The organism is Nodosilinea sp. LEGE 07298, from assembly GCF_015207265.1.
In the GTDB taxonomy this organism is placed as follows: Bacteria; Cyanobacteriota; Cyanobacteriia; order Phormidesmidales; family Phormidesmidaceae; genus Nodosilinea.
This window is the reverse complement of the sequence record NZ_JADEXE010000157.1, coordinates 1-16,130: the sequence shown is the minus strand read 5'-3', so window position 1 is coordinate 16,130 and position 16,130 is coordinate 1. Positions and strand designations below refer to the sequence as shown.

General features: G+C 55.6%; 12 protein-coding genes, 1 tRNA gene and 1 pseudogene. 7 read left to right on the top strand and 7 right to left on the bottom strand.

What is annotated here, in order from left to right:
* Window positions 1–795: 795 nt before the first annotated feature.
* Window positions 796–1,854 carry a photosystem II D2 protein (photosystem q(a) protein) gene (gene psbD, locus IQ273_RS19880; RefSeq protein ID WP_194023483.1) on the bottom strand — a complete coding sequence of 353 codons (1,059 nt, stop codon included), beginning with the start codon at window positions 1,852–1,854 and terminating at the stop codon, window positions 796–798.
* A gap of 447 nt (window positions 1,855–2,301) precedes the next feature.
* Between psbD and IQ273_RS19875 the strand changes: the two genes are divergently transcribed.
* The 5 genes from IQ273_RS19875 to IQ273_RS19855 all read left to right on the top strand — a co-directional run bounded on the left by IQ273_RS19875 (window position 2,302) and on the right by IQ273_RS19855 (window position 4,286).
* Window positions 2,302–2,577 (top strand): hypothetical protein, encoded by a 276-nt coding sequence (locus tag IQ273_RS19875; protein ID WP_194024902.1) that lies wholly within the window; start codon window positions 2,302–2,304, stop codon window positions 2,575–2,577.
* Between the two features lie 41 nt (window positions 2,578–2,618).
* Window positions 2,619–3,287, top strand: coding sequence for an energy-coupling factor ABC transporter ATP-binding protein (locus IQ273_RS19870; RefSeq protein ID WP_194024901.1), 669 nt, complete (start codon window positions 2,619–2,621; stop codon window positions 3,285–3,287).
* 215 nt (window positions 3,288–3,502) lie between these two features.
* Window positions 3,503–3,730 carry a DNA-directed RNA polymerase subunit omega gene (locus tag IQ273_RS19865; protein WP_073610122.1) on the top strand — a complete coding sequence of 76 codons (228 nt, stop codon included), beginning with the start codon at window positions 3,503–3,505 and terminating at the stop codon, window positions 3,728–3,730.
* A gap of 24 nt (window positions 3,731–3,754) precedes the next feature.
* A complete protein-coding gene (locus IQ273_RS19860; protein WP_194024900.1) occupies window positions 3,755–4,132 on the top strand; it encodes a DUF1818 family protein in 378 nt (125 codons plus the stop codon).
* 80 nt (window positions 4,133–4,212) lie between these two features.
* Window positions 4,213–4,286: transfer RNA gene (locus IQ273_RS19855), tRNA-Pro, on the top strand.
* Window positions 4,287–4,601: 315 nt separating this feature from the next.
* Here IQ273_RS19855 and IQ273_RS19850 read toward each other — a convergent pair.
* The 5 genes from IQ273_RS19850 to IQ273_RS19830 all read right to left on the bottom strand — a co-directional run bounded on the left by IQ273_RS19850 (window position 4,602) and on the right by IQ273_RS19830 (window position 12,098).
* Window positions 4,602–7,580, bottom strand: a complete 2,979-nt coding sequence (locus tag IQ273_RS19850) for an EAL domain-containing protein (protein ID WP_194024899.1) — start codon at window positions 7,578–7,580, stop codon at window positions 4,602–4,604.
* A gap of 58 nt (window positions 7,581–7,638) precedes the next feature.
* On the bottom strand, window positions 7,639–8,523 hold the full coding sequence (locus tag IQ273_RS19845; RefSeq protein ID WP_228053424.1) for a FecR domain-containing protein: 885 nt from the start codon (window positions 8,521–8,523) through the stop codon (window positions 7,639–7,641).
* 471 nt (window positions 8,524–8,994) lie between these two features.
* The gene (glnT, locus tag IQ273_RS19840) at window positions 8,995–10,359 is read right to left on the bottom strand and encodes a type III glutamate--ammonia ligase (RefSeq protein ID WP_194024897.1); all 1,365 of its coding nucleotides are present in this window, start codon (window positions 10,357–10,359) and stop codon (window positions 8,995–8,997) included.
* 97 nt (window positions 10,360–10,456) lie between these two features.
* On the bottom strand, window positions 10,457–11,185 hold the full coding sequence (locus IQ273_RS19835; protein WP_194024896.1) for a type 1 glutamine amidotransferase: 729 nt from the start codon (window positions 11,183–11,185) through the stop codon (window positions 10,457–10,459).
* 340 nt (window positions 11,186–11,525) lie between these two features.
* Window positions 11,526–12,098, bottom strand: coding sequence for a hypothetical protein (locus IQ273_RS19830; protein WP_194024895.1), 573 nt, complete (start codon window positions 12,096–12,098; stop codon window positions 11,526–11,528).
* A gap of 331 nt (window positions 12,099–12,429) precedes the next feature.
* Here IQ273_RS19830 and glnT (IQ273_RS19825) point away from each other — a divergent pair, with 331 nt between their 5' ends.
* Complete coding sequence (gene glnT, locus IQ273_RS19825) at window positions 12,430–13,755, top strand: type III glutamate--ammonia ligase (RefSeq protein WP_194024894.1); 1,326 nt, start codon at window positions 12,430–12,432, stop codon at window positions 13,753–13,755.
* Between the two features lie 359 nt (window positions 13,756–14,114).
* Entirely contained in the window at window positions 14,115–15,296 is a 1,182-nt protein-coding gene (locus IQ273_RS19820; protein ID WP_194024893.1) for an iron-containing alcohol dehydrogenase, read from the top strand.
* 280 nt (window positions 15,297–15,576) lie between these two features.
* On the opposite strand, the pseudogene IQ273_RS19815 reads toward IQ273_RS19820, so the two are convergent.
* Window positions 15,577–16,130: pseudogene (locus IQ273_RS19815) on the bottom strand (DNA primase); the annotation flags it as partial.

The window sequence follows — 16,130 nt, the reverse complement described above, 5'->3', positions numbered from 1 at the left end:
CCTCAGTATCCGATTCTGTCTTCTTACTTGACCTAACAACAACACTCGTGCTATCGTTAAACCAATTTAATCCTTGACAGGAACCTTGGCTTTGTTTCTAGACTATGTAGTTGTCGAGGTTCGCTACTAACCCTCGAAAAGCAATTCGCTTGTCTTAGGCGCTTTGCTAATATAACAAGACTAAACTCAAGTGTCAAGACTCTCCGCTGAAAAAAGTTTAGAGCGCTGAAAACCCCGCACTACAAAAGGTTTCAACGTCATAGGGGAACGGAAATCCTGGCTACCCAGTCTTCTTTGGAAAATTCTTTCCTGTTGACACCGTATCTGGGGTCATGAACAGGGTTCGGCACAGCAGGGATGGCGTGGCAAACCCAGCTACGGGCAAGGATTAGGAGCGTCTCAACGCTTTTAGCCTCAATTGTTATTCTCTAATTCTTCATACAGACAGACCCAAGAAATTCTTTACTTGGGAGAGAAAGCGGGAGTGGGCAGCCCCTTCTGGTTAGTGGGCCATCTTTAGGGAATTAACTCCGCTCTCGGAGAAGCACAGAAGCACGTCTGCCGTTCCTGCTTAGAAGCAATTAGAAGCAGCTGGGGGGGTTAGGGTTGCCTCAGCTAAAAGTGAGAGTGCCCGTCCAGGTTACTTCGGCTGCACCTACACCACTTCTAGGCACCCCCTTAAAGTATTCTGCACATCTAACTAACGCAGGGTTAACCAAAAAAAAGAGAGGCGCTAGGCACCTCTCTTTATGAAATATCTGAATTGACTGATTCAAGCTGACAGTTGCTAATCCCTTATAGGGCGTTACCACGAGGCAACACCTCTTCGGGGAATACAAACTTCTCATGGGGCTGGTCAGTCGGAGCCATCCAAGCCCGAATGCCTTCGTTCAGCAAGATGTTCTTGGTGTAGAAGGTCTCAAACTCAGGGTCTTCTGCCGCCCGGATTTCCTGCGACACAAAGTCGTAAGCCCGCAGGTTCAATCCTAGACCTACAACACCTACCGCACTCATCCACAGACCGGTGACCGGCACAAACAGCATGAAGAAGTGCAGCCAGCGCTTGTTGGAAAACGCAATACCGAAAATCTGTGACCAGAATCGGTTAGCTGTCACCATCGAGTAGGTCTCTTCAGCCTGGGTCGGCTCGAAGGCGCGGAAAGTGTTGGCGTTCTCGCCGTCTTTGAACAGCGTGTTCTCTACGGTGGCACCATGAATGGCGCACAGCAGCGCTCCACCTAGAACACCCGCTACGCCCATCATATGGAAGGGGTTGAGGGTCCAGTTGTGGAAGCCTTGGAAGAACAGCAGAAAGCGGAAGATGGCCGCTACCCCAAAGCTAGGGGCGAAAAACCAGCTCGACTGGCCCAAGGGGTACATCAGAAAGACGCTGACAAATACCGCAATCGGGGCCGAGAAGGCGATGGCGTTGTAGGGCCGCAGGCCGACCAGACGAGCCACTTCGAACTGACGCAGCATAAAGCCAATCAGGCCAAAAGCTCCGTGCAGGGCCACAAAGGCCCACAATCCGCCCAGTTGGCACCAGCGCACAAAGTCGCCCTGGGCTTCGGGTCCCCACAGCAGTAGCAGGGAGTGGCCCAGGCTAGCGGCTGGGGTGGACACAGCTACAGTCAAAAAGTTGGCACCTTCTAGGTACGACGACGCGAGGCCGTGGGTGTACCAGGAGGTGACAAAGGTGGTGCCGGTTAGCCAGCCCCCAACGGCCATGAAGGCGCAGGGGAACAGCAGAATCCCGGACCAGCCGATAAATACAAAGCGATCGCGCTTTAGCCAGTCGTCTAGGATGTCGAACCATCCTCGCTGGGCTTGCGCGCGTCCCATTGCTATGGTCATACGCTAATCTCCGTAATTATTTAACGACAAGGTATATACACGGAAGATGATGGCGATTACTCCAAGCTCGGGTCAGACCATTGACAAAAGGTCAAGTCAGTCGTCCCGAAATTATGAGTAATGTTTACTATTCTTTACCGTAGCTATCATTATAGGGGGTATTTTCAGAAGAGTTGGTCTGAAAACCTAGATTATCTTTGGGTTTCAGGGATTCTGATAAGCATTTTTGCTTATTCCCGTAGGGTGAATTTTGCCTAACTTTAGCTCAGCGTTCTTCCTTTGCTGAGGCTTGATTTACGGAGCTTCTACCGCCTAATCAAAAGGCTCAGCTAGATAGCTGAGCTGAGCTGTAGATATATGATGCCAACCCTTTACACTTTATATATAGAAGGGCGAGCTTCGGGAAAGCCGTCTGATTCCCTATAATTTATTGAGTACCATTCAATTATGTTCACGATTGAGTTGACGTTGAAGCACACAGCTATGCCTCTCTCTGTGCAAAAGAAAGAACAGGGCGAGGCAGAGGCGCTCTATAACTCACTGACAGAGGGTCTGCGTAGCGGTAGCGGACAACTGGTTGAAGTGGCCTGTGATCAGCAACCTCACAAGCGCATCAGCGTTTTGGGCAGTGAGATAGCAGCCGTTCAAATTTTTGAGAAGAGCGGTACAGCTACTGCATCGGGACGCCCCCCTGGCTTCTTTGCGCTCAGTAGCGATCAGTAACGGCCGCTTGTAGAGAACTTAAGTTATTGCCTGGCGATATTGTGACGGTCAAGAATTCTAAGGCTATTAGGGTTAGTAATTTGCAGTTTCAATGGCCGTCTGGGCAGACCGTGCTAAAGGGCTGTTCATTGACCGTTCAGCCTGGCGAGTTTTGTATGTTGCTAGGCAATAACGGCAGCGGCAAATCGACACTGCTAAAGATCTTGGGGGGTTTACTACAGCCTCAGGCTGGGGAGTGGTCAATTGAAAAACCAGTGGGGTTTGTGTTTCAAAACCCTGATCACCAGTTAGTAATGCCTACGGTGGGGGCCGATGTGGCTTTTGGGCTGGTTGATGAGCACCTTCCTTTAGCAGAGATTCGCAACCGAGTGGATGACGCTTTAGCCGCGATCAACTTGTTAGAGCTGAAGCGGCGGCCCATTTACGCTTTAAGTGGTGGACAAAAGCAGCGCGTGGCGATCGCAGGAGCGATCGCCCGTCACTGTCATGTGCTGCTGCTGGATGAACCCACAGCCCTGCTCGATCCTGATAGTCAAATTGACTTAGTTAAGCGGGTGCGAGAATTGGTCAAAGAGCGTGGATTGACTGCGCTGTGGGTTACCCATAGGTTGGTAGAGCTGGACTACTGCGATCGAGCTTTTTTGTTAGAGGCAGGGCAAGTGCTTGACGAAGGCGAACCACAACGGTTGAAGCATCGCTTGCAAAACTAGTGGCCTGTCAAGCTTATTTTTGGGATCCGTGTAATGCAGAGACGTCGCCAGCAGTAGCCAAGATCCCAAGTTTTAAGCTGACAGCCCCTAGTCCTCAGCGACTCTGAAACGGGATTGGCCAAAAACCGCTGCGGGAACAGTTCTCAGATCAACCATTGGGTTAGTCCTTAGAATTCTTGTTACTATTGGAACCTGGGCCTTTTATTCAGGTTGTTATGGCTAAGCGTTCCCCTTTTGACAGCACTCAAGTTATGCGACGCACCGAAGATCTGATTCGGGCTGCCTCAAACCGCTACCGAATTACTGTCCAGGTAGCTAACCGAGCGCAACGGCGGCGCTTTGAAGATTTTGAGAACTATGAAGACCCCAAGATGAAGCCGGTGTTGCGGGCCATTATTGAAATGTCTGACGAACTCACCCAACCCGAAATCATTGGGGAATAGTCAAGCTCTAACTCGCCTGGACCAATGAGTGAGCAGTTTACTAAATTTATTCAGGAAGGTCAGGGATGGCGGCTGGGTTGGGATCCAGCCGCCATCCCTTATTGTGGACTACTGGCAGGTTATGAATGGGCCATCGAACTGACCAATGATGAGTTTCAAACCTTTTGCCGCCTAGCCTTGGAACTCAAAGAAACTATGGCTGCGATCGCCGCTGAACTGATGGAGGAGGAACGCATTGTCTGCGAAGCTGAAGCCGCTAGCCTATGGCTGGAGGCGGAGGGCTTTCCCCAAGCCTACAATCTACGGTTCATCCTTAACTCAGGTCGCCGCTGCGAAGGAATGTGGGAGACGGAGTCAACCCAGCAACTGATTCAAGCTATTGGTCACCTAACGCTGTTTTAGCCAGCCTAAAAATTTCATGGGAGATTGCTCAGGTGTATGCCTCTACTGTGCTATGCTAGTCAAGCACAAATGGAAAAGACCGGGGCGTAGCGCAGCTTGGTAGCGCACCACTTTGGGGTAGTGGGGGTCGTGGGTTCAAATCCCGCCGCTCCGATAGCTTGAAACCCTCCAGAAATGGGGGGTTTTAGCGTTTATTTACGCTGATTGTACTATCCATTGAAAAGTCGCACTGTCAATTCACCGCCATTTTTCAGGTGCACTAATAGCCGCATCCTTCCGCATGATCCTTGCCTATAGGTTGTTAATGATCGCACCCTAGCCTGTATCATCCATGCGGACAGCCAAAGAGACGGAAAGTGCATTGCACCGTTTTTGTGGGGCTAGGACAGTACTAAGGAAGATAGCAAAGTCCTCAAATTAGCAGAAAATTCCAGCCAAATCGGTTTGTTTAGGGACAGAGAGACCACCCTCACCTCACCATACCTCCACCATTTCTCCGTAAATATTGACTAAACTGGCTCACGCTGAGCGGGCGCGCAAACAGGTGCCCTTGGCCAAACTCACACCCTAGTTGTTTGAGTGCCTCAAGTTGAGGAAACTGCTCGATGCCTTCGGCAATGACCTGAATGTTGAGGTGGGCGGCGAGGCGAATAATGGCGTCTACAATGCCGTACTGCTGAGGGCTGTGGTGGATATCAACAATGAAGCTGCGATCGACTTTGAGAATATCGACTGGCAGCTGTTGCAGGTAGCCCAATGACGAATAGCCGGTACCAAAGTCATCGATGCTGAGGCGAATGCCGCGATCGCGCAGCGCCTGAATCATTTGCACCGCCTGGTCTGGGTTTTCCATGACTACGGTTTCAGTGATTTCGAGCTTGAGGTTAGCGGAGGGTAAACCGCTGGCGGCCAAAATGTTGTTAACGATAGCAACTAAGTTGGGCTGCAAAAGCTGAGTGGCTGACAAATTGACGCTTACGACTGCGTCCAAGGCAACCAGGCTGCGGCGACGCCAGCGCTGCATTTGGTTACAGGCCTCTTGCAGCACCCAGCTGCCAATGGGCAGCATCAGTCCAGAGCTTTCGGCAAGGGCTAAAAATTCGCTGGGTAGCAGCAGCCCCCGGTCGGGATGCAGCCAACGCAGTAGAGCTTCGCAGCCGATCATCTGCTGGGTGGCGAGGTTTACGATTGGCTGGTAATGGAGCTGAAATTCTTGCCGATCTAGGGCCAGCCGCAGGGAGGTTTCAAGCTGTAGCGATCGCCTCACATCCAAGTGCATACCGGGTTCAAACAGGGCGTAGCCCGACCCGTCAACTTTAGCCTGGTACATGGCTGTATCGGCGTCGCGCAGCAGCTCGTCGGGGTGGCGGTACTGGGGACCGGCTATCACAATGCCAATGCTGGTGTTGGTGAAGAGCTGGTGCCCTTGAATGTGCAGCGCCTCGGCAAAGCGTTGACGTATGCGCTGGGCCACCGCGATCGCGTCGTCTACCTGGTCGAGCGTCGTTAGCAAAACGGTAAACTCATCGCCGCCAAAACGGGCCACTACATCGGTGGGGCGTACGCATTCTTGCACAATGGTCGCCACCCGTTTCAGCAACTCATCGCCCACCCCGTGACCAAAGGAGTCGTTGATCAGCTTAAAGCGATCGCAGTCTAAAAACAGCACCGCGAACAGGTCACTCTCGGGCTGCCTCAGCTGAGCGCTGAGGTGATTGAGAAACTGGCGGCGATTGGGCAACCCCGTCAGCGCATCGTGCAGAGCCTCATAGGCGAGCTGGTTTTGGGCCTGCTGCCGCTCGGCAATTTGCTCATGCAGCGACAGGTTGAGCTGCTCTAGCTGCCGGGTGCGCACCTGCACCTGGTCTTCCAGGCTTTCGTTGAGCCGCCGTAGCTCGCTCTCTATATGCTGGCGGTAGGTAATGTCTTCGATCAGCACGATTGCGCCCTGGGGCCAGTCGGCCAGCCGGTTAGCATCGGCGGCTAACGGTTCTAAGCGCAGCTCATACCAGCGACCCTGGGATAGGGCTTGCGGATCGTGCCGCACCTGAGTGGGCACCGGCTGTCCCTGGGTTACCCGTGACCACAGCGCTTGCCAGATACCTGGATCAAACCAGTCGGCCAGGGCGCTGGTGTTGAGGTTGTTGTGTGCCGCTATCCCTAACCATTCGGTGGCTAGGGGGTTAGCAAACCACACGGTGCCATCCGCCGCCGCGGCCACCAGGGCCAGGGGCAGGCTGCGGGCGATGGCCGCCTGAATGGCCTGCGATCGCCCCAACTGCTGGGTCAGGTCGACCAGTTGAGCCACTTCTGAGGTGAGATTGGGCGAGCCTACTGGTCCATTCTCATCCCAAGTAGCAGGGGAACTATCGACCCTGGGTAGCACCAGCGTTGGGCCGTGGCGGTGTCGCAAACTTGTTGTTACTTGCTGTAGCCAGCGATTTTGTCGCACCAGCTGCTGACTAATGCTCAAGCCCCCTGCCGTACCGATGACCAGGGCAGGGCCCACCACCGGCAGCCAGAGGTTAACCCCAAACAGCGCCAGAGCTAGCCCCCACCAGGCCGCTAGCAGACCACCGACCAGTACCCCCTGCCGATACAGCAGCTCACGCCGCAATTGGGAACCACCTCGCACCACGTCCCCGGATTGACAGGCTCCCCATAAACCCAGCACCAGTGCCGTGACCCAGCCCCTGCTGGTGGGCCTTAGCCAGCGCTGATGGAGCAGATTATCAATTAGCGCCCCATGTAAGTACACGCCGCTGGCAGGCGGGTCGGTGTTAAAGGGAGTTGCCCAATCGTCTAAGCCCAGGGCAGTGGCTCCAATTAATACCACTTTGCCCTCAAAGGCCTGGGGCGGCAATCGACCTTCGAGCACCTCAACAAATGAGTAGGTGGGCAAAGCGGCGGCGGTTCCAGGCCAGTTGACCCAAAGGGGGCGATCGAGCGGAGGCAGTGGCACCACCTGCTGCGTCAAACTGAGCGCTTCTGCTGTAGCTACCGCCAGAGCGGGCTGGCCGCCTATCAGGGGCTCAACGCTGTGAATATAGCCACCCTGGCGCGGCTGCAGGATGTGGCCGCTGGCTAAAGCAGCCGTCGCCAGGGTGGGGGTTGGCCCTAGAGGCTGCCCGTCGCGGTTCCAGGCAGAGGCCAGAATGACGGCGGGGTAAGCGGCGATCGCCTCAGCAAACATGCCATCGTCGGGGCTGCTGTCGCTAAACAGGAGGTCAAACACAATCACCTGGGGCGGCGCGGTTTGCAACTGTTGCAGCAGCTCGGCATAACGCCGCCGCGACCAGGGAAAGGCCCCAAGGGCATCCAGGCTAGCCTCATCAATGGCAATTAGCACCACCTGGTCACTCCAAGGGCGCTCTCCTCGCAGGCGAAAGCGCAGCCTGTACTCAGCCTGCACTAGAGGCAGCAGCAGGCCTAGCTCGCTTACACTCAAAACTAGAAGGCCAGCAAAGCTTACGGTCAGCAGTGATTCTAGCCCTCGCCTAAATAGGCTAGAGGAGATAAATCTCATGGAGTTCCTGGCGGCCAAGGGGAGTGATAACTACAACCTCGACTCGCAACCGCGATGTCGCCAAACGGGTAATGCGAAATTCACCTTGGCGATCGACAGTTTGGGGGGCTCCATCCACAAACACTGTATTTACCGGGTCAACCCGGCCAATCAACGTAACGTAGCGGGTATTGTTCTCAAAAATGACCTGCCGATCATACTCCAAACCTGGATCATCGCGCAGGGGCACCGGCTGGGTAGGCGGTTCGCCCGGCCAAATCAGGTTTTGAAAGCCGGCTGGCACCGCCACAGTTTCGCCCACGGCGATCGTATCTACCGCCCCGGTAAGAGTAGCAATACCGGTTTTGCCATCTTCCTGAACGCTGACGCCAAACTCGGTGCCGCGCACTCCGCTAATACCAGCCGGGGTTTCAATTTCAAACTGCGACCCTTGATTGGTAAAGCGACGTAGCCGCGTGCGCACTTGCCCTCGCGGTACGTTGAGGTGGGTAATGCGTCCACCGTCAGGGGCCATTTCTAGAGTGCGAATGCGTAGCTCAGTCTGCTCAGAAACATCCAAAAAACCCACATCTGTGTCTACCTCTAAGACCGCCGCCGATCGCCTGCCCGTGCGCAACCCATCGCCTACCGCACTGAGTCGAGCACCCTGGGCTGCCGGGGCTGCACTACCCGTTCGCAGCATCGTTACTTCACCCTGTAGCTGACGCACCAGCAGCCCTCGATCGACCCGTACGGGCAAGGCTCTGGCCGCAAAGGTTACCGAAACCACCGTAAAAATACTAATCCCCCCTAGAGCCAGCCATCGCTGCTGTCGATGACGCCTATCCAGGACGTGGGCCATTGGCTGTAGTAAATGATTGACCATGTGTATTTTTTACCACGTTCTTCATTTACATAAGCTGAGATACATATTAATTCTTGAGACTACACGGCCTATTTATAAAATCTTCGGGATTGGGTCTCAAGTCATTAAAAATCCTAATGTCTACCATAGTTTTCCTTCCAAACACGACCGCGTAGATAGCAAACTACGGTTAGGGACTCGCAAGAAAATAAGGAACCTGCCGATCGGGCTTCGACTTTGCTTAGCCCTCGATCGCTGAAGGTTGAGCGAAGCCAAAACCTGGCTAACCGGGTCCACCATTAACCCGCAGAGCCCTTAGCTTCATTCCACCGGCCCGGTAATATTTGTAGCATGCTCTAGTTTGACCACCAATATTGAACAAGTTGACTAGATTAATACCAAAATTTAGTCAGGTGAAACCTGGTTGAAGACAGGCAACTTAAAGCAGGTTTTGATGGTTTTTCTCCTCAATTCAGGCTTGTTTGGTCACCGCTAGAAAAACTTCAGGTAGCGCTGTATCTCCCAATCGGAAATGTGGCTGTGGTACTCTTCCCACTCCTGGGTTTTGAAGTCGATGTAGGTTTTATACATCAAAGGCCCCATGACAGCCTCGCTGAGGGGGTCGGCGGCAAAGGCCGCTACGGCTTCGCCCAGGGTGCGGGGCAGGGTATCAATACCCATCGCCTTTAGTTCCGCCAGCGAATAGGTGTACATATTTTCGCGGTGGGGCGAGCCAGGGTCTAGCCCTTCGCGAATGCCCTCTAGCCCGGCAGCCAAAATCATCGCCGCCCCCAGGTACAGATTGGTCGAAATGTCGGCGGCGCGGCACTCAACCCGACCTCCCCCCATGGGAATGCGTAGCATGTTGGTGCGGTTGTTGTTGCCATAGCACACATACACCGGAGCCCAGGTAAAGCCCGACATGCTGCCCTGGCGCACCAGCCGTTTGTAGCTGTTGACCGTGGGGCAGGTGACCGCCACGATCGCCTTAGCGTGCCGCAGCACTCCGGCAATAAACTGGTAGCCCAGCTTCGAAAGGCCGCAGGGGTCGCTGGCGTCTTCGAACAGGTTTTTGCCGGTTTCTACATCGGCTAGGGACATGTTGTAGTGGGCACCGCTGCCGGTTTGGTCGGCGTAGGGCTTGGGCATAAAGCTGGCAAAGTAGCCCTGCGATCGCGCCAGTTCCTTGACCATCAGCCGAAAAAAGGTGAGCCGATCGGCCATGGTCAGAGCGTCACAGTAGGTAAAGTCGGTCTCAAACTGGCCCTGGGCATCTTCGTGGTCAAAGGAGTATACATCCCAGCCCAGCCCGTTCATGGCGCTGACGATGGTATCGAGAATTTTGTAATTGTCGAGCAGCGTAGGAATAGCGTAGGCCGCCTTGGCCAGGGTATCGCGATCGCTTACCGGCCCAAACCCATCTTCAGTGTCCTTTAAGATAAAGAACTCAGTCTCGATACCCAGGTTAAACCGATAGCCCATCGCCGCCGCCTGCTCCAGCACCCGCTTGAGAATGGTGCGGCTACAGGCCTCGAAGGGCTGGCCGGAGAGGTACAAATCGCTGGCAAACCACACCACCTCGGGGTTCCAGGGTAGTACCGTGGCGCTGGCGGGGTCTGGCATAGTACCCACCTCGTCGTCGCTAATCTCTTGGGGTACCCCGTCGAGGGCCGCGCCGGTAAACAGCTCAGAGCCCTGCATCATGCGATCGAAGTGGCTAAGGGGCACCACCTTGCCCTTGCACATGCCATGAATATCCACAAAACTGGCCAGGGCATACTTAACGCCCTGCTCCACCAGGCTGTGCTGAAGCGCCTGCAGGCCGGGAGAAAGCGGCTTGATATCGGGATACCCCATCACCTCTTGTCCTTAAGTACGACAATTACGACAAACGACATCGTGCCTGCTTACCCCATCAGGCCCAGATCCTCTCGCGGTGGCAAGGTCTTGACGCCTAACCCTGCCGCAGCAGCGGCACCGTTTGGGCCGAAGCCACCACCTGGTCGTACCAGGCATTGGCCAGCCGTTCGGTAAACTGAGCCGACTGCACCCAGTGCATCACCAACTGATCCCGCAGTTGCTCAAATAGGTGGGGATAGTGGGCCTCAATCCAGTCAGTTTTAAAGGCAATCCAGTTCATCACAATTTCAGGCGTGACTTCGGGATGAAACTGTAGACCGTAGGTGTGGCTACCCAGGCGAAAGGCCTGATTAGCGCAGATCGAGTTGGTGAGCAGCAGCTTGGCTCCAGGAGGCAAATCGAAGGTGTCAAAGTGCCACTGCATCATCGGCATCCCTGGTTGGAAATCTTGCAGCCAGGGTTCTTCGGCCTCTGCCACCGGAAACAACGGCGTAAACCCCAGCTCCGGCATCTCGTTCTGGTAAACACGGCTGCCAAAGGCCCGAGCAATCAGCTGCGCCCCCAGGCAAATACCTAATACTGGCTTGCCCTGGCTGTAAAACTCACGAATGAGTTCTGCTACCCGCGCCAGGTGAGGAAAGTTTTCGTCTTCGCAGGCGTTCATAGGGCCGCCTAGCACAATTAGGCCATCATAGTGGCCCGAAGGCGGGGTCGGTCGCTGGGGCACCAGCCAGGTGTGTAGCCAGGCTCCCTTCACCTCCAAGTATCGGCCCAAAATGCCAACGGGGTCGGCTTCGACATGTTGAACGACCAAAATGTCCATGGGGTGCTCTAGCCTTCAGATGTACGCTCGGGGTGCAATCTCGCTCAGCCGGAGTGGTCAAGCCTGGTTTGGGTAGCCAGAGAAGCGCGCCAAAACTTGTTATATCAAGTTATCTCAGAATTTTTCGAGTTTGGCAAATAATTCACTTGAGACATCCTCTTGGCCGCTTGAGCAAGGGCCTCAAGCTGGAAAAGGTAAGTGGACGCGATCGCGTACCACCAAACCAAAACCACCAAACCAAAACCGCCGAACCAGCCAGGCTGACTCAGCGGTGCAATCGGGTTGATGGGCGATAGGAGACCTTAAACAGACAGCCCTCAAAGCGGTGCTGCGATCGGCATCAACGCTGATGTCGAGTAGAACCATCGGTCACAGCCGACTCTAGCCGATGCCACGCATCTTGAATGGCGTGTTTAGCCTGATCCCAATCGAGCCGACCTGTCTGGTTGTGGCGATCGTAATCTCGGCGCAGGTGGGGTTCAGCCTGACGGAAGTTTAGCCCCTGGCTAGAGTAGAGGTTATAACCTTCATAGCCAGTACGGTAAGCAGGGCTGTAGTCGTCGTAGCTGTAGCCCGATTTGGCGTAGGGGCGGTGCGTGTAGTTGTCGCGCCAGTACTTCTCCTCAAAGATAGGGTCTGCGTGCCCGGTTGTTAATCCGTCATTGGCTAGTCCACCGGCTACAGCGCCCACGGCAGCTCCGATAACGGCACCCACTGGCCCACCGGCAATACCGCCAACAGCCGTGCCCACAACACTGGCTCCAGCGGCACCAACACCTGTGTCTGGAGCGTCTGCACGGTCAGAAGGGCGACCAGAATATTCAATCGGCTGCCTCGCTGGGGGGCCAGATTGGGCGTTAGGATTGCGATTCACGCCTCGCCCAGTTCGGTTGATGTCGTTATCGCTGTTCATAAGTGTTTTCATCCGGAGTCAAAGCTGGCGTTGCCTGGGACTGAAGGTTGACCGCTTCCAGGTAGCCTTACTTACAGGTTATTCGTGCTCTGACCCAGGTTGTTCCGCTAAAGGGCGGGGTTATTCCTCTGCCCTGGGGCAGAGTTAGTGCCGTGGCGGTGGGGCCGTTGTGTTGCCACTTCAACCTTATTAGGGCCGATAGAGCGTTAATTTAAGGGGCTGCCGTTTTGGTTAAACGGCTGTGGAATCTCAGATTTAGGTGCCGTATCTACAGCTACAAAAGCGACTTCGTCAGCCTGTTTTACTAAGCTGAAACTCCCGGAGTCGTTCTATGGTCGGCATGTTGACCCAGGTTCAGAGCCTGGCAGAAAGGGCCAAGGCCCTCGGCATCAAGTTTTTCTTAGTCTCCTACACCGATTTGCTGGGAGGCACACGGGCCAAGTTGGTACCCGCCTCGCAGATTGCCCCAGTCGAAAAAGATGGCGCATTTTTCTGCTCGTTTGCCTCCAACCTGGGCCTAGGGCCAGAGGCGGCAGAAATTGCCGCCGTGCCCGACCCCGACTCGCTGATTCAGCTGCCCTGGGAGCCGACTGTGGGCTGGGTAGCTAGCGACGTGTACTACGAGGGCGAACCCTTTCCCGCTGCGCCCCGGATGATGCTGAACCGGGTGATCGATCAGGCCGCGTCGCTGGGCTACACCCTCAAAACCGGGGTAGAAGCCGAGTTCTTTTTGCTGCGCCAGACCGAGACAGGGTACGAAATTGCCGACCCCAAAGACACCGCCGAGCGCCCCTGCTACGACCAACTCAACCTGATGCGCCAGTTTGACCTGATTTCCACCGTAGTTACCTACATGGAAGACCTGGGCTGGGGGCCTTACCAGTGCGACCACGAAGACGCCAACGGCCAGTTTGAGCTGAACTGGACCTACAGCGATGCTAAAACGACCTGCGATCGCCACGTCTTCTTCAAGTACATGGTCAAAACTCTGGCCGAGCAGCGCGGCTTTGTTGCCACCTTTATGCCCAAGCCCTTCAGCCACATCACCGGCAACGGCGGCCACGTCCACAACAGCCTGTGGCAGGGCGATACCAACGCCTTTGCCGACGGTGCCGACAGCGGCGGCCTTTCGCCCATTGGCTACAACTTTTTAGGCGGTGTGCTCGCCCACGGTAAAGGGCTAGCAGCCCTCTGCGCCCCCACAGTCAACTCCTACCGGCGATTGGGGGCCAGCAGCACCACCTCCGGCAGCACCTGGAGCCCCCGCTACATCTCCTACGGCGGCAACAACCGCTCTCACCTGGTTCGCATTCCCGATACAGGCCGCTTCGAGTGCCGCATGATCGACGGAGCCGTCAACCTCTACCTGGCCACCGCAGGCATTCTCACCGCCGGTCTCGAAGGCGTCCAGACCCAGGCCGACCCAGGCGATCGCATCGACGAAAACCTGTTTGCCCGCGGCGACGAATTCCCCAACCTGCAAACCCTGCCCCACAACCTCTACGAAGCCATGGCTGCTCTCAAACAAGACCCCCTACTGATGGAGATGATGGGCGAACTCGGAGCCAAAACCTTCCTCGAAATGAAAGCGAAGGAATGGGACGCCTTCAACGCTCAGATTACCGCCTGGGAGATGAACCAGTACGTGAACATTTAGTCTCGCAGAGGCGAACCGTCGTTCGCCCTAATGGGCTATCTGCGGTTGAGATATCGCTGGGTGGCCGAGGTGAATGGTGGGCAGTGCCCACCCTACGGTTGCTTACGTTAATCGCAGAGCAGGACAAACTACTTCGCAAAACAGGAGTTTAAACCGATGATCGACTAGTCCTTTCCGCTGGGTCCAGGGCGGCGGAACGGCCCTGGACGACGGGGTCTGGGGGCAATCGGAACGCCCCCAGCGGCAGGTTTGGCCTTGCCCCAAGATTCTGGTAAACACGCAGGGTTTTTAGCCAAAACACCGGTGCATCGCTGCACGGATGCACCCTACGGTTCCTCCTTTCAAGGGCGTAATTCTCAATGTCTTCTATTCATACCTACAACTTCCCTACCCGCATTCGCTTTGGGCCAGGGGCGCGGGCAGAACTTGTTGCCGAGCTCACGGCTATGGGCATCACGCGAGTCCTGATCGTCACCGATAAAGATGTCGCTCAACTCCCCTGGTTCCCCGAGCTAGAAGCCACCCTTGCAACTTTTGATGCCGCCACCTTCAGCGGTGTCTGGGGCAACCCAGTGGTTTCCCAAGTTAATGCCGGAATTAACGCCTGGCAGGCCAGCGGAGCCGACGGCATTGTAGCGGTGGGGGGCGGTGCGCCGATGGATGTAGCAAAGGCGATCGCCCTGATGGCCAACCACCCCGGTCACCTGTTCGACTACGAAGATGGGGCTAGCACTCGCCCTATTGATCAACCCATCCCCCCTATTGTCGCCCTGCCAACTACGGCAGGTACCGGCAGCGAAGTGGGTCGCAGCGCCGTAATTTCGGACGATGATACCCACGCGAAGAAGATTGTGTTCGACCCGCAGCTGTTGCCAAAGGTGGTGCTGGCTGACCCAGAACTGCTGCTGGGGCTGCCCGCCAAAATTACCGCCGCGACGGGGATGGATGCGTTGACGCACCTAATCGAGGCGTTTTTGGCGAAGGGATTCAACCCGCTCTGTGACGGCATAGCGCTAGAGGGCATTCACCTAGTGGCGCAGAATTTAAAGGATTGCGTGGGGTTTGCCGAGCGGTTACGGGCGGGGGAGAGCTTTGAAGAGGCGACAGCGGCAGCGCACTTGGCAGCCAGGGGAGGAATGCTAAATGCGTCGATGATGGGCGCGATCGCATTCCAGAAGGGGCTGGGCGTAACTCACTCTTGTGCCCATGCGCTGTCAACGGTGTATAACACGCACCACGGGCTGGCAAATGGCATCATGCTGCCAGCAGCGATGCGGTTTAACCTTACAGCAGCGCCAGAGCGATTTCTGCGGATGGCCAGGGTAGTGAAGCCAGGGGCGACGGACGGGCAGGAGTTTGTGGATTGGATTGTGGCGCTGTCTCACTCCATTGGTATTCCGGTATCGCTAGGTGCATTGGGAGTCAAGCCGGATGATCTTGCTCCGTTGGTGGCCGTGGCGATCAAGGATGGCTGTCATCCGCTGAATCCTAAACCCGTTACGGAGAAAGATTTCTACGCTATCTACCAGGATGCTTTTTAAGCCAACCTGCAGGATAAATTTGTGTGGCGATGCATCGTTATCTTTGGCCAAGAACCCTGTATGTCCACCAGAATCTTGGGTTATTAAAGCCAAACCTGCCGCTGGGGGCGTTCCGATTGCCCCCAGACCCCGTCGTCCAGGGCCGTTCCGCCGCCCTGGACCCAACGGAAAAGATTGGCCGATCGTCGGTTTAAACCTTTGTTCTGCGAAGTAACCTGTCCTTCTCGGCCATTAATTTGAACCACCGTAGGGTAGGCACTGCTCACCATTAAACGTCGAACTACCGATCGAGGGAGTCGTACTGTTCGCCGACCCAGGGCATGGTAGCCAGATCTTCGAAGGTGACCTGGCGATCTTTTTCGAGCACCTCTATGCGGCGCTTTTCAGCGTAGATCTGGCGCTGGTACTCGGCAAACTGGTCGGGGGCAGAGGTGCAGTCGGTCTTTTCCCAAAGGGCGAGAAAGTGGCGGTAGCGCTTTTCGCAGAGGTTTTTTTCCATGCAGGCGGCGGCGGCGCGAATGACCAAAGAGGCGCGGAGCACGTCGCGCTTGGTCTTTTCGCTCAGGTGCAGCAGGGCTTGCAGCGGTGTGGTGGCCAGCCCCGTATCGGCTAGATGATTGCGCAGCAGACTGACCAAATCAACACGAGAATCTTCGATTTCAGCTAGCAGGCGCTGCATCTGCCGCCACAGCGCGCGGTGGTGAGAGTAGCTAAACTGCAGATCGCGGTCTTCGAGCACCTGACAAATCTCGTCGCGGTAGTTAGCAGCATGCAGAAAAATGCGCAGCAGGGCGGCTTCGGCCTGCTCTAGGGAACTGGCGCTGGGGGTGGTGG

What these genes read in the sequence shown, in the direction of transcription:
- psbD (WP_194023483.1), bottom strand. Translation starts at nt 1,854, where the DNA reads ATGACCATAGCAATGGGACGCGCGCAAGCCCAGCGAGGATGGTTCGAC.
- IQ273_RS19875 (WP_194024902.1), top strand. Translation starts at nt 2,302, where the DNA reads ATGTTCACGATTGAGTTGACGTTGAAGCACACAGCTATGCCTCTCTCT.
- IQ273_RS19865 (WP_073610122.1), top strand. Translation starts at nt 3,503, where the DNA reads ATGGCTAAGCGTTCCCCTTTTGACAGCACTCAAGTTATGCGACGCACC.
- IQ273_RS19860 (WP_194024900.1), top strand. Translation starts at nt 3,755, where the DNA reads ATGAGTGAGCAGTTTACTAAATTTATTCAGGAAGGTCAGGGATGGCGG.
- IQ273_RS19845 (WP_228053424.1), bottom strand. Translation starts at nt 8,523, where the DNA reads ATGGTCAATCATTTACTACAGCCAATGGCCCACGTCCTGGATAGGCGT.
- glnT (WP_194024897.1), bottom strand. Translation starts at nt 10,359, where the DNA reads ATGGGGTATCCCGATATCAAGCCGCTTTCTCCCGGCCTGCAGGCGCTT.
- IQ273_RS19835 (WP_194024896.1), bottom strand. Translation starts at nt 11,185, where the DNA reads ATGGACATTTTGGTCGTTCAACATGTCGAAGCCGACCCCGTTGGCATT.
- IQ273_RS19830 (WP_194024895.1), bottom strand. Translation starts at nt 12,098, where the DNA reads ATGAACAGCGATAACGACATCAACCGAACTGGGCGAGGCGTGAATCGC.
- glnT (WP_194024894.1), top strand. Translation starts at nt 12,430, where the DNA reads ATGGTCGGCATGTTGACCCAGGTTCAGAGCCTGGCAGAAAGGGCCAAG.
- IQ273_RS19820 (WP_194024893.1), top strand. Translation starts at nt 14,115, where the DNA reads ATGTCTTCTATTCATACCTACAACTTCCCTACCCGCATTCGCTTTGGG.